Below are 12,617 nucleotides of genomic sequence, written 5' to 3'. Positions count from 1 at the left end.
ACCTATTCTTCGTCGTTGGAGACGGCGACCAGCTTTTCCAATGCGACGGCCGTCGCGCCGCTGTCGAGCGACTGGGTCGCGAGCTTCATGCCATCATGAAGCGTTTCCGCCTTTCCGGCAATGACAAGCGATGCGGCGGCATTGGCAAGGGCAATGTCGCGATAGGCGTTTTTCGCGCCGCTCAGCACGTCGCGAAGCGCTGCCGCATTGGCAACGCCGTCGCCGCCCTTGAGGTCGGTGAGATCCGCATGAGGCAGGCCGAAATCTGATGGCGTCAGCTCAAAGGTGCGGATCTTGCCGTTCTCCAGCGCGGCAACGGAGGTCGTGCCGGTCGTGGTGATCTCGTCAAGGCCGTTGCCGTGCACAACCCAGACGCTTTCGGCATTCAGGTCCCTAAGTACTTCGGCGAGCGGAACGACCCATTGCGGCGCGAACACGCCGAGCAGCTGACGGCGGACACCGGCAGGGTTCGACAAGGGTCCCAGCAGATTGAAGATCGTACGCGTCCCAAGTTCCACCCGCGACGGGCCGACATGGCGCATCGACGAATGGTGCAGCTGCGCGAACATGAAGCCGATGCCGGCCTCACGGATGCAGCGGGAAATCACTTCTGGTCCGATATCGAGCTTGATGCCCAAAACGGACTGCGTGTCGGCAGTACCCGCCTTGGAGCTCTGGGCACGGTTGCCGTGCTTGGCGACCGGCACGCCGGCGCCGGCAACGATGAACGCCGCCAACGTCGAGATGTTATAGGTGCCGACGCCATCGCCGCCCGTGCCGACGATGTCGATCGCATCCGCCGGTGCTTCCACCGGCAGCATCTTGGCGCGCATTGTTGAGACGGCACCAACAATCTCGTCAACCGTTTCGCCGCGCACGCGCAGCGCCATCAGGAAGGCGCCGATCTGCGACGGTGTCGCTTCGCCGGACATCAGGATCTCGAATGCCTGCCGGGATTCATCCCGCGTCAGCACCTCGCGATTGGCGACCTTGGCGAGGAAAGGTTTCAATTCGCTCATTGACTATCCATCCTCCCGACCGGGCCTAACGAGACATCGCCTGTTCGGCGAGGCTCTGGTTGACCGTGACGGTGTATTTGGATTGCAGCTGGCCGACCATCTGGTCGAGGATGTCGTCGCCAGCAGCATTGGCGATCTGGGCCACCTGCTGATCGTCGTTGCTCAAGGCATCCGTGGTCGGATTGTCGTTGACGCCGGTGACCTTGAGCAGGATCTGCGTCGTGTCATCCGCACCGACGGCACTCGCGGCAGCGTCGACAGGGCCGGAGAAGGCAGCGGCTATGCCGCCGCGGCCGAGAACCGGGTCGTCCGTCGAGCGCACGATGTTGGCCTTGTTTTCGACGGCGATGCCGAGCGGGGTGGCGATATCGGCAAGCGACTTGCCCTTCTGCGCCTCCTGCTTCAACTCTGCTGCCTTGGCGGCAAGCGCGATCTTCTGCTGCGCAGCGGTCCAGTCGACAACCGCTTTTTCACGGACGTCGGCGAGCGTGCGATCGTGATTGGGCGTCACGCCCAGTATATCGTACCAGACATAACCATCATTGCCGACCGTCAGCGCCGCCGGGTTGCCGCCCTGTTCGGCCTTGAAGACCTCCGGAAGCAGTTGCTGGCGAACCGGCAGATCCTTGACGTCGTTGCCGTTCTGATCGAGGCCGGTTGCATCGATCGAGTCAACCGTGACCAGCTTCAGCTTGAGCTGGTTCGCTGCTTCCTGCAGCGAGACGCCGGAGCCGCGCAGATCCTCGAACTTGTCGTGAACGCTGGTGATTTCGTTGGCGGCGTTAGCGAGAGCGATCTGCTTGCGGATATCTTCCTTGACGTCGTCAAAGTTCTTCGCCGTCTCATTCTTCACGTTCGTAACGCGCAGAATGACCGGGCCGAACGAGCCGTCGACGACAGGCGTCGTGCCGCCATCCTTGGCGACGGTGAAGGCTGCTTCGGCAATCGTCTTGTCCGGGACTTGATCCTTGGTGAAGGTGCCGAGCAGCACGTCGGAAGGCTTCTTGCCCTGATCGGTAACGAGCTGGTCGAAGGTCGTCCCCGTCTTCAGCGCGTCAGCGGCCGCATTGGCAAGATCCTTGTTGGCGAAGGTCAACTGTTCGATCGTCCGCGTTGCCGGTGTCTTGAAGCTGTCCTTGCGCTTGTCGTATTGGGCGCGCAGCTCGTCGTCCGAAACGCTCGCCGGATCGGCAAGATCCTCGGCCTGTAGCTTCACATAGGCGAACTTCCTGTACTCCGGAGCGCGATACTTGGACTTCACGCCATCAAACCACTTCGATAGCACGTCTTCGGCCGGCGCCTTGACCGGATCGATGTTGGCATTGGTGAGCAGCAGGTAATCGACGCTGCGGCTCTCGTCGTGATACTGCTTGACCGCATCGACCAGAACCTTCGGTGCGATAAAGCCGTTCGACACCGCTTCGACGATCTGGCTACGGATCGCGACCTTGCTGCGTTCCTTGATGTAGTCGTCCGGGGTGATGCTGCTGTTACGGAGCAGCATCTCGAATTTCTGACGATCGAAGGCGCCATTCGCCGCCTTGAAAGCCGGATCGTCGCCGATGAGCTTGGCCAGGCGATCCTGGGAAAGACCCAGGTTCATGTCGGCGGCCAACTGATCGAGCGAAGCGCCGGCAACGAGCTGGGCGACGGTCTGCTGACCGATACCGAAGGCGCGCGCCTGGTCCGGCGTGATCTGCATGCGCAATTGCTGGCTGATCGCCTGAATCTGGCGCCGATAGGCGAGGCGGAACTCATTGGTATCGATATGCTGATCGCCGACCGTCACCACGGTATTGCTGTTACCGCCGCTGATGAGTGAACGCTCGACGCCCCATATGCCGAAAGCTGCCGCAAGAAGAAGCAACAAGCCCTTGGCAACCCAGGTCTGGGCGATTTTTCTCAGCACGTCGAACATAGGAAAGCAAACCTCGTCATCATCAAGTCTTCACCCGCAGGCGAAACAATCGGAGTTCCTTAGAACAATCCGAACCGGAATTGAAGAGCCAGAGGGGAAATCACCGGACGAGGCGCAAAAGTGCCGGAACCTTTGACGTGCAATGACGTTTTATTGAGCGACAAGACACAAGGAGCATACGATGGCCGAGACGAAATCAGCTTCCGCTCAGTCCTCTTCGGCGCGAGCGCAGACAGAGACGGCAATGGAGGATCTCGCCGCTCAGGTCGCCGCGTTGCGCGAAGATCTGGCAAAGCTGTCGCAGAGCATGGCAGCCGTGGGGCAGGGAGCAAAGTCCGTCGTCGCAGAGGAAGCCGAGGAGATCACGGAGCGGCTGCGCGAAAGAGTTCGCGAGGAGCCGCTTTTCATGGTCGCCGCCGCAGCCGGCATTGGCTACCTGATCGGTCTGCTGAGTCGACGTTAGCTTTCAGGCGGAACCCTCAACGAAATGGACGAAAAGGCGCGGACGAATCAATCGTCCGCGCCTTTTCAATTGCGCGGGTTTTCAGTTGTGAGCGGCCGGGATGGATGCTCCTCCCGGCGAGCCGACCTTTGCGACACCTTCTGCGACATCTTCGACCATCGTTATTTGTTGATCGCCAACCTCTTGTATCGAGTGGATGCTTACTATACGTAGGAACAATTATAAGGGTGCTTATCAATAGCAGGCTTCTCACAAATGAATTCGACACCCACCCTCGGCTTTGTTCTCCATGACGTTGCCCGCCTTCTTCGCAAGCGGTTCGAGCAGCGCGCGAAGGATTTGGGGCTGACGCGTTCGCAGTGGCAAACGCTCGCCTATCTCGCCAACAATGAAGGCATCCATCAGGCCGGACTGGCCGAAATGCTGGAGATCGAACCGATCACGCTTGTTCGCATTCTCGACAAGCTGAGCGAGCGTGGCCTCGTGGAACGCCGGCAGCATCCGAGCGATCGCCGCAGCTGGCTGCTTTATATGCGCGAGGAAGCCCGACCGCTGATCGATGCCATGCGCGACATAGGCGACCAGACCCGGAAGGAGGCGCTCGATGGCGTTTCCCCGGAGGATCGCGACCGCCTCTACGAATTGCTTACCCTTATGAAATCGAACCTGCTTAACGCCTGCCGTTCGAAGGCAGTCGATAAAGAGATACAACATGGCTGATGCATCTTCCTCCCTGCGCGTTCCCGCAAACGCAAATTCTTCAGAACACAATCCGGCTCCCGTGGCCGAGGCACCGTCCTCCAATCCAACGCCGCAGGCTGCGGCAACAGCTGTCGCCACTTCGGTCTCGCCACCCGAAACGCCGCGTAGACGCCGTAAACTGACGCGGCCGATCCTCTTTGCTCTGCTTCCCGTCGCACTTGCCGTCGGCGGTTACTACTACGTCACCGGCGGACAGATCATGTCCACCGACAATGCCTATATCCAGGCCGACATGGTCGGCGTCTCCACCGATGTTTCCGGCACCGTGATTTCGGTCGATGTCCATGAAAACGAAGTGGTGAAGAAAGGGCAGGTGCTTTTCCGCCTGAAGCCCGATTCCTTCCGGATCGCGTTGGAAGGGGCACAGGCGCAGCTCGGCAATGCGAGAAACCAGATCCTGAACCTGCAGGCGAGCTACAAGCAATCCCTGGCCGAGATCGCCCAGGCGCAGGCCGACCTTCCTTACTATCAGACCGAATTCGAGCGTCAGCAGAACCTGATCAACAGCTCGGTCGCCTCCAGGGCCGCCTTCGATCAGGCCAAGCACAATCTTGAGGCTGCGCAACAGAAGGTCTCCGTCGCGCAGGCCCAGGCGGCGACGACGCTTGCGCAATTGGGGGGAGAGAACTCCGCCAACCTTGCGGTCGAGCAGAACCCGCTCTACCTGCAGGCCAAGGCTGCCGTCGACAATGCGCAGCGCGAGCTTGACGATACGGTCGTGCGCGCGCCCTTCGACGGCGTCACCGCCAATGTTCCCTCGCTGCAGGTCGGCGCCTATCTGACGGCTGCGCAGCAGGGCTTCTCGCTGGTTTCCACCACGCATATGTGGATCAGCGCCAGCCCAAAGGAAACCGAGCTGACCTATGTGCGGACAGGCCAGATGGTGACGATCTCGGTCGACGCCTATCCGGGTGTCACCTGGAAGGGAACGGTGGCCAGCATCGCACCGGCATCCGGCTCAAGCTTCTCGCTGCTGCCCGCCCAGAATACCACCGGCAACTGGGTCAAGGTCGTGCAGCGCATACCGATGATCATCAGCATCGACGATACGCAGGGCAAGCCGCCGCTGCGCGTCGGAATGAGCGTCGTTGCCGATGTCGACACCGGCCATGCCCGTGGCCTGCCTGACTTCATTGCCAGCCTGCTGGGCCACTCCCGCGGTCAGGACCATGAGTAACGCCACCACCGCTTCGCCATCGGCACCCATCGCCCATCGCGGTGCGATCACCGCCTGCGTCATCCTGTCGGTCATCATGCAGGCGCTGGACACCACCATCGCCAATGTCGCCCTGCCGCATATTCAGGGTGACGTCTCCGCCAGTGCTGACCAGATCAACTGGGTTTTGACGTCCTACATCGTGGCTGCAGCCATCATGACGCCGCCGTCCGGTTTCCTTTCGGCCAAGTTCGGCCGCAAGCGCGTGCTGCTGACGGCAATTGCTGGCTTCGTCGCCGCTTCCGTTCTATGCGGCCTCTCGCAGTCGCTGCCGCAGATCGTCGGCTTCCGCCTGCTGCAAGGCCTTTTCGGCGCTTCGCTCGTGCCGCTGTCGCAAGGTATCCTGCTCGACATCTACAATGTCGAGGAGCGCGGCCGCGCCATGGCGCTGTTCGGCGTGTCCGTCATGGTCGGCCCCGTTCTGGGGCCAGTCATCGGCGGCTGGCTGACCGACAATATCAGCTGGCGTTGGGTGTTCTACATCAACGTCCCGATCGGGGCGCTCGCCTTCTTCGGCATCGTCGTCTATGTGACGGAGACCAAGCTGGACGCGCTTGCCAAGCTCGACTGGTTCGGCTTCGGCATGCTTTCGATCGCCATTGCGGCGCTTCAACTTTTCCTCGATCGCGGCGAGCAGCTCGACTGGTTCTATTCGAGCGAGATCATCATCGAGGCGCTCGTCTGCGCCTGCGCCTTCTATCTGTTCATCGTGCATACGTTCACGGCCGAGCGAAGTTTCGTCAATCCGCGGCTTTTCCTGGACCAGAACTTTGCCGTCAGCATGCTGTTCATCTTCATCGTCGGCGTGACCTATCTGGCCTCGCTCGCCCTGATGACACCCTATCTGCAGACGCTGATGGGCTATCCCGTCGTCACAGCCGGCATCGTCATGGGGCCGCGCGGTCTCGGCACGATGTTTTGCATGTTCCTTGTGGGACGGCTGATCGGCAAGGTGGATACGCGCCTCCTGCTGTTCCTCGGCCTCGCTTTGACCGCGTGGGCCATGTACGACATGACCGGCTGGACGCCCGATGTCTCGCAATGGACGCTGGTCTCGGTCGGCTTCGTGCAAGGCGCCGGCCTCGGCTTCCTGTTCGTGCCGCTGACAACGATCGCCTTTGCGACGCTGCCGGCACAGATGCGCGGCGAGGGTACCGGCCTCTACAATCTCTCGCGCAATATCGGCTCGAGCGTCGGCATTTCGGTCGTCTCGATGCTGATCACGGAGAATACGCAGGTCAACCACGCGAATATCGCCGCCTACGTGACGCCCTTCAACCGCCATTTCGAAGCAGCGGCGGCCCACGGCATCAGCCCGCTCACGGCGGTCGGCCGCGCCACGCTTGACGGCATGATCACGACGCAAGCCACGATCATCGCCTACATCGATGATTTCAAACTGCTGATGCTGATGTCGATCTGCGCCATACCGCTGCTGGTGCTTCTGCGCAAACCAAAGGCGCCACCGGCAGTCGATCACAGCGTCGCCATGGAATAGCCGCGCAGTCTTTCCAGTTTCACTGCGTGGCAGCAAGGCCGCCGGGCACCACCCCGGCGGTCATTTCATTCACCGATCATGGAAAGCGGCGGCTGACGAAGCGCGAACCGGAGGCGCCGAACCGCCAGAGCGGATCGATATTCTTGGTGATCCCGATGCGTTTGCCGGAAACGATCGCCACCGGCTCAGCAAGCAAGAATGAGAATTGCGGCTCATCCAGGGATATGCCATTCAGATCGATATCGATGCCCAGCGCCTGCGAGAGCTTTCCCGGCCCGTTGCACAGCGAGACGATATCGGCCACGCCGCGCCGGCTTATCATCTCATCGATACCGCTCTCAGGCTCGAGCGCCCGGATCAGCACGGCACTGCCGGTCAGGCAGACGAAATTCAGGCACCAGTGAATGCCGTAGGAACGATAGATATAGACGTGGCCCGGCGGCCCGAACATGGCAGCATTGCGCGGCGTCGGACCACGATAGGCATGGGAAGCTTCGTCATCAGGCCGATAGGCCTCCGTCTCAACGATGCACCCACCAATGCCGGCGACCGAAAAACGCGCGCCGATGAGATCGGATGCGACGGCGACGGCATCACGGTTGAAGAAGGCTGAGAGGAAGGGGCCGGCCAGAGGAGCAGGACCAAGCGGCAAAGATTGATCGTCAAATGTCATAGGCGAGAGCGATGTCCTTCCAGGCAATCGATGCCAAATCCACGGCCAAGCGAAAGCACCATGGAATACATTTCGTGCAACTTTTCGGCTGATGGCGGAAGAGGTGTCCGCGGTTCCGCCGTTCTTACGGTCCATTTGGTACAGAACTACAGCGCATTCCATTGTAAACAAACGATAATTCCAAATGGTCCAAATGGACAGTTTTCGTCGGTTATGATAATCGTTGCGGAACCCCAGGTTTGGCGGAGGGTTTTTATGGCTCGCAACAAGCTTAGCGAAACAAAAATCAAGGCAATTACGAAGCCCGGCATCTACAGCGACGGCGATGGGCTTTACATAAGAGTTCAACAGGGCGGCAGCAAGAACTGGGTTTTCGTTTGGCGGCGCGGCTCCAAGCGCAATGAGATCGGATTGGGCGGATATGGTCAAGGAACTGCGCCCATCAGCCTTGCCCTAGCACGCGAGAAGGCGGAGGCGGTCCGTAGTCAACTGGCACGCGGGGAGGATCCGCGGTCCGCGAAGAAGGAAGCCAAGCCGAAGACTTTCAAAGATTGCATGGAGGATCTAATCAAGGCTCGTGAAAGTGGCTGGCGCAATACCAAGCACGCGGACCAGTGGCGCATGACGCTTCGCGACTACGCCAAGCCGCTTCACGACCTACCTATCGCAGACATCGTTATCGGGGATGTCAAGGATTGCCTTATGCTGCATTGGACGGAGCGTCCCGAGACTGCAGACCGACTGCGTTCGCGCATCCAGGCTGTGATTGACTATGGTATCGCCCACGAATGGCGAACGGCCGGAAACCCGGCGCGCTGGAAGGGTCTCCTTGAGAAGGTCATGCCAGCGCGACAAAAGCTAACGCGCGGACATCATAAGGCTCTCCCATATAGATCGGCGCCAGCGGTTGTCGCGAAGTTGCGAAAGTCTGCAGGTATTTCATCCAGAATGGTCGAATTCCTGATTCTGAATGGAAATCGAACCGGCGAGGTGAGGGGCGCCGTCTGGCCCGAGTTTGACCTCAAGGCAAAGGTCTGGACGATCCCGAAAGAGCGAATGAAGAAATTCCGCGAACATCGGGTCCCACTAACCGACCGCGCACTTGATATTCTGAATGAAATGCTGGGCCGCGCAACCGGTGATCTGGTTTTCGAGGGCGAGAAGGAAGGCGCGCCAATTAGCGAGACGATGATGACTAAGGCTCTCCGCGCCGCATCTGATGACAAAACAATTACACTTCATGGTATGCGATCGACCTTCCGCGATTGGGCAGGCGATTGCACCGATCATGCGCGCGAGGTGATTGAGGGTGCGTTGGCTCATGTCGAAGGCGATGCGACCGAGCAAGCTTATCGCCGATCTGACGCACTCGAAAAGCGCCGAGCCCTCATGACTGATTGGCAGAAATATCTATCGCCCCCTGTGGACCATATGTAGCGTTTACACTAAATATAAGGGGCGATTGTGGTGGTCGCTTCAAATTCGCGGGTGGTGCCCGCGTGAGAGCTGAAAGGATTCAGCTCGGCTCCTTCCGGGGGTTCAGTTGCAGCCGTACGCTGCCGACAGCGTTCTCGTGGAACGTGGCGCAATAAGCGTCGATCAACGTCAACCCGGCCATGGCGCGCCGGTCACCGAACCTTCTAATTTTCAAAATGATTAAATCGACGCTCGGATTCCGTATCCGCGCGCGACGGAGGAGCAACATGTCCCCAGCGAACGACAACTATGCGCTGATTTCACTAAAAGATACCTGCGCACTCACCTCGATGTCCAAGACAATGATCCACCGGCTCCGGCTAGATGGGAGCTTTCCAACCGCCATAGAGTTGGGAAAGAGGCGGATCGCCTTCCCCAGACGTGAGGTCATCGCCTGGATACAAACCAAGATCGCTGCAAGAGCTGCCGCGTAGACGGAGCTAACATCTTACAACCCCCGTTACCGACCGGCCCAGTGCCGGCGAGGAGGATCTTTGCGCACCTTTTATCACGAGCCACGAGCCCATCGACTTATCGCCGAGCGCGCTTCTGCCGATGCCTCACTTCCGCGGATCCGAGGCTATGCACTCGCAATCGACTTCCTCAATGGTTACGCTGCGGATGCCAGGGTCATCGAAAGCTCCACACTTTTGTTTCCGGAAAAAGTGGCAGGAACTGAAGGCGAGAAGGGTGATCTCCGCCGTTTCGGTTTCGTGCAGTACGCCGGCGAAGGCAAGCCACCTCACTCAGGTCTAGTTCGATATGTCGGCGACGCTTTCTTTGCCGATAAGGGGACGGCAGAGTTTGTCTGGCAAGCGATCATCGAGAAAATCGAGAACGACGCTGACGCCTTGCATCGCGTCAAAGCGGCCACCTTTCGTCAATGAAGGTCAGCGCACTGAAACCCGCAGCCGATCCGGGGAGCGGGTCTTTGCGGTTGCTCGCGACATTCGATCTCGAGCTCTCCGATCAAATCCGGCTTTACGGGCTTCGACTCCTCCAAGCTCCCGACGGCCGGCGCATCGTATACGCCGCACAATCGGGCAGTCGACGGACAGCCACCTTTGATCCGCTGCTGGCGGAACGCATCACCCAGTTGGCATCTCAGACCTACAGCGAGGCAACTACCGCCCATGGTTCCAATTCCAAAAGTTAAGATGACGCCTGCCGCGGCCTTCGATGAAGCCGCAATCCGCCAGCACGTTGAAATGTTGCACAACCTTGCCACAGGCATCGACGGCCTTCTCGTTACATCCACATATTTCGCGAACCCGACTGGGGACAGCGATGCGCCCGGTACCGTTACCCACCACGCGGTGGGCGATATTGATGGGATGGTCGAGGCAATCATGGCGCACGCGTCTACGCCCCACGCGAACGTTTTCACCGGCCTCCAGGTGATGCGCAAGGGACTTACGCGCGGCTCGCGCGGAAGAGAAAGCGATATCGTTGCGCTCCTCGGTCTTGTCGTCGACCTCGACGCAGATACCGGTAATGCCGGAGAAATGCCGGTCGGACCGAACTTTGTCTTGGAAACGTCGCCGGGTAATTATCAGCCGTTTATTCTATTCGACCGCGCGATTGCCCCAATCGACGCGAAGCCCTTGGCCGCAGCCCTAAAGCGTGCGAGCGGCAGCGATCACGGCACCGCGGACGTATGCCACGTCTGGCGTATCCCCGGCTCGCTGAACTGGCCGAACAAAAAGAAACTGGAACGCGGCCGCTCGCCAGATCCCGTCTCCGTCACGGTCGACATGGCTTGGGATGGGAGTTTGACGAGAGTTGAAGAGCTGCACATCGCACTTGGTCCGTCGATGAACGCGCCTGCCAGTCACTCTTCGGTGACCGTGGGTGAGATTCCATCTGTCGACGGGCTTTCCATCTCCGCAGCAGCTTCCGAGATGCTTGCCGCTGATGACGTCGGTGACAGATCCGCGTGGGCTTCAAAGGTCGTTGAGCAGCTCGCTTTCGACGGCCTAACAGCGGAAGAGGCCTGCGCCGTGTTCCTCTCAGCCACCGGAGATTGGTTCAGCCGATATTCGTCGAAGGACGCTAATGCCGATTTCGCCAGGATGTGGGCGAAGTTCGGATTGCCACATATCGAGGCTCGCCGCGCCGGTGCAGACATCGCCGCGGCGTTTGTCGCAAGGCATGCTACGATGGGTGCGCCGGTCGCGGCCAACGACAACAAGCAAACGCCAGCTGACGCGTCCCGGCTCCTACCGACGCCTCCCGAGATGCATCCGGATCCTTTCGCACCCGCTTCAGCCGGCGGTCTCTTAGCCGAAATCGCGACTTGGATCACATCGACAGCGATTATTCCGGTGCCAGAACTCTCGCTGACTTCGGCGCTCGCGCTTATCGGCGGGATGTTCGGCGATAAGGCCCTTGGCCCGACGCGGAGCGGCCTCAACCTCTTCCTTACCACGGTCATGGGGGTGGCGAGCGGAAAGGGGCATGCACCAAAGTCTATCGTCGCTCTGGCCGCCGGATCGGGGAAGCCGGGCGCAGTGACGAACGGCGACCCTACATCGTATGCGGCCATTGAAAGGATGCTGCGAAAGAACAAATCGACGGTTGTCGTGATGGACGAATTCGGCGTAACACTGCAGGACATCAATGCAAAGCGCACCAATGCCGCGTCTGCGTCGATCCGCAAGTTCTTGCTTGCAATCTACGATCAGGCGGACAGCGTCTTTCATGGTCGTCAGTACGCATCCGACGAGACCAAGAAAGACGACAGTCCGATCGATGGCCCGGCGTTGACAGTCCTGGGCATGACCACACCTGGCACGCTCTACGCCGGCCTGTCGGACGCTTCCTTGAATGACGGATTTCTCAGTCGCTTCATTTTCATCGAAGGGCAGGGGCCGGCACAGATCAAGCCGCCGTCGCTGAATCGGAAGGCGGTGATGCCGGCAGGTTTGGTTGCCACGTTGAAGCAGGCACAGACCGACTTTCCGGCCCCCAAGGGCTTTGGAGCCAAGAAGCTGATGATCCCGTTCGAAGGCGGAGAAGATGGGGCCGCTTACAAGCTCTGGACGGAGATATTTCTGTGGCAGCACGATCCCGCTTGGAGCGAACGTGAGCATCACGTCAATGGTCGAGCGGCCGAGAACGTTGTTCGGCTCGCATCAATTCGAGCCGTAAGCCGCGATCCGAGAAACCCGCTGGTCACGGAGGAAGATGTCGCGTGGGGCTGGGCCATCGTTTATCGCTCGATCGAAATCGTGACCGAGGGTGTCGAGCGTCATATGTCGGGATCTGCAGTTGAGGCTCTCAGGAAAGCAGTGATCCGGGCTCTTGAGGGGGCGCCGGGGAACACCCTTGCATGGAGTCACATCCTGCAGCGCGAAGGGGTAAGCGCCCACGACGGCGACGACGTGTCAAAGGCGCTGCAGTGGCTCATCGATACTGGTAAAGTCGAGAGCCTCAAGCCGCAAGCCAAACCGGGCGCACGAGGGTCATTCAAACTTGTGGCAGCTCCACAAGTTGGCTCACAACTTGTGACGACGGCCGCCTAGAACTTGTGAAACTTTTGGCTGGTTGGAATGACGCCAAAAGTTCGTGCATCAAAAAAAGCTATGTAGAA

The 12,617-nt window shown here is 59.7% G+C and carries 11 protein-coding genes; 8 read left to right on the top strand and 3 right to left on the bottom strand.

Translation table 11 applies throughout. The features are described from left to right. Positions 1 to 2: 2 nt before the first annotated feature. Together trpD and GA0061102_RS23755 are read right to left on the bottom strand one after the other, a co-directional pair. Positions 3 to 1,019, bottom strand: a complete 1,017-nt coding sequence (gene trpD / locus GA0061102_RS23760; RefSeq protein ID WP_092853862.1) for an anthranilate phosphoribosyltransferase — start codon at positions 1,017 to 1,019, stop codon at positions 3 to 5. A 25-nt stretch (positions 1,020 to 1,044) separates the two neighbouring features. Then, positions 1,045 to 2,937, bottom strand: a complete 1,893-nt coding sequence (locus GA0061102_RS23755) for a peptidylprolyl isomerase (protein ID WP_092853860.1) — start codon at positions 2,935 to 2,937, stop codon at positions 1,045 to 1,047. 181 nt (positions 2,938 to 3,118) lie between these two features. On the opposite strand from GA0061102_RS23755, the gene GA0061102_RS23750 reads away from it, so the two are divergent. From GA0061102_RS23750 to GA0061102_RS23735, 4 genes are all read left to right on the top strand, one after another. After that, a complete protein-coding gene (locus GA0061102_RS23750; protein WP_092853858.1) occupies positions 3,119 to 3,400 on the top strand; it encodes a hypothetical protein in 282 nt (93 codons plus the stop codon). 255 nt (positions 3,401 to 3,655) lie between these two features. Continuing rightward, positions 3,656 to 4,120: a MarR family winged helix-turn-helix transcriptional regulator gene (locus GA0061102_RS23745; RefSeq protein ID WP_092853856.1), complete on the top strand. Its 465-nt coding sequence runs from the start codon at positions 3,656 to 3,658 to the stop codon at positions 4,118 to 4,120. Then, on the top strand, positions 4,113 to 5,339 hold the full coding sequence (locus GA0061102_RS23740; protein WP_092853854.1) for an HlyD family secretion protein: 1,227 nt from the start codon (positions 4,113 to 4,115) through the stop codon (positions 5,337 to 5,339). Before GA0061102_RS23745 ends, GA0061102_RS23740 begins: the two co-directional genes overlap by 8 nt. Next, positions 5,332 to 6,876, top strand: coding sequence for a DHA2 family efflux MFS transporter permease subunit (locus tag GA0061102_RS23735; RefSeq protein ID WP_092853850.1), 1,545 nt, complete (start codon positions 5,332 to 5,334; stop codon positions 6,874 to 6,876). The genes GA0061102_RS23740 and GA0061102_RS23735 overlap by 8 nt, the downstream gene beginning before the upstream one ends. A gap of 76 nt (positions 6,877 to 6,952) precedes the next feature. On the opposite strand, the gene GA0061102_RS23730 is transcribed toward GA0061102_RS23735, so the two are convergent. Continuing rightward, a complete protein-coding gene (locus GA0061102_RS23730) occupies positions 6,953 to 7,549 on the bottom strand; it encodes a DNA-3-methyladenine glycosylase (RefSeq protein WP_092853848.1) in 597 nt (198 codons plus the stop codon). Between the two features lie 255 nt (positions 7,550 to 7,804). Between GA0061102_RS23730 and GA0061102_RS23725 the strand changes: the two genes are divergently transcribed. The 4 genes from GA0061102_RS23725 to GA0061102_RS23700 all read left to right on the top strand — a co-directional run bounded on the left by GA0061102_RS23725 (position 7,805) and on the right by GA0061102_RS23700 (position 12,549). Next, entirely contained in the window at positions 7,805 to 8,986 is a 1,182-nt protein-coding gene (locus GA0061102_RS23725; protein WP_092853846.1) for a tyrosine-type recombinase/integrase, read from the top strand. Between the two features lie 179 nt (positions 8,987 to 9,165). Beyond that, positions 9,166 to 9,459 (top strand): helix-turn-helix transcriptional regulator, encoded by a 294-nt coding sequence (locus GA0061102_RS33910; RefSeq protein ID WP_342588043.1) that lies wholly within the window; start codon positions 9,166 to 9,168, stop codon positions 9,457 to 9,459. Positions 9,460 to 9,519: 60 nt separating this feature from the next. Beyond that, positions 9,520 to 9,912: a hypothetical protein gene (locus GA0061102_RS23710; protein ID WP_092853840.1), complete on the top strand. Its 393-nt coding sequence runs from the start codon at positions 9,520 to 9,522 to the stop codon at positions 9,910 to 9,912. 246 nt (positions 9,913 to 10,158) lie between these two features. Beyond that, positions 10,159 to 12,549 carry a DUF3987 domain-containing protein gene (locus GA0061102_RS23700; RefSeq protein ID WP_245298114.1) on the top strand — a complete coding sequence of 797 codons (2,391 nt, stop codon included), beginning with the start codon at positions 10,159 to 10,161 and terminating at the stop codon, positions 12,547 to 12,549. The last annotated feature ends 68 nt before the right edge of the window (positions 12,550 to 12,617 follow it).

This window comes from Martinezella miluonensis (assembly GCF_900094545.1).
Classification (GTDB): Bacteria; Pseudomonadota; Alphaproteobacteria; order Rhizobiales; family Rhizobiaceae; genus Rhizobium; species Rhizobium miluonense.
Note: the sequence above shows the minus strand (reverse complement) of the source record. Positions and strands in the feature narration are given on the sequence as shown.

Bases quoted from the DNA above. Each gene is read 5' to 3' on its own strand.
- GA0061102_RS23735 (WP_092853850.1), top strand. From the start codon at position 5,332: ATGAGTAACGCCACCACCGCTTCGCCATCGGCACCCATCGCCCATCGC.
- GA0061102_RS23700 (WP_245298114.1), top strand. From the start codon at position 10,159: ATGGTTCCAATTCCAAAAGTTAAGATGACGCCTGCCGCGGCCTTCGAT.
- GA0061102_RS23730 (WP_092853848.1), bottom strand. From the start codon at position 7,549: ATGACATTTGACGATCAATCTTTGCCGCTTGGTCCTGCTCCTCTGGCC.
- GA0061102_RS23755 (WP_092853860.1), bottom strand. From the start codon at position 2,937: ATGTTCGACGTGCTGAGAAAAATCGCCCAGACCTGGGTTGCCAAGGGC.
- GA0061102_RS23725 (WP_092853846.1), top strand. From the start codon at position 7,805: ATGGCTCGCAACAAGCTTAGCGAAACAAAAATCAAGGCAATTACGAAG.
- GA0061102_RS23745 (WP_092853856.1), top strand. From the start codon at position 3,656: ATGAATTCGACACCCACCCTCGGCTTTGTTCTCCATGACGTTGCCCGC.
- trpD (WP_092853862.1), bottom strand. From the start codon at position 1,019: ATGAGCGAATTGAAACCTTTCCTCGCCAAGGTCGCCAATCGCGAGGTG.
- GA0061102_RS33910 (WP_342588043.1), top strand. From the start codon at position 9,166: ATGGCGCGCCGGTCACCGAACCTTCTAATTTTCAAAATGATTAAATCG.
- GA0061102_RS23750 (WP_092853858.1), top strand. From the start codon at position 3,119: ATGGCCGAGACGAAATCAGCTTCCGCTCAGTCCTCTTCGGCGCGAGCG.
- GA0061102_RS23740 (WP_092853854.1), top strand. From the start codon at position 4,113: ATGGCTGATGCATCTTCCTCCCTGCGCGTTCCCGCAAACGCAAATTCT.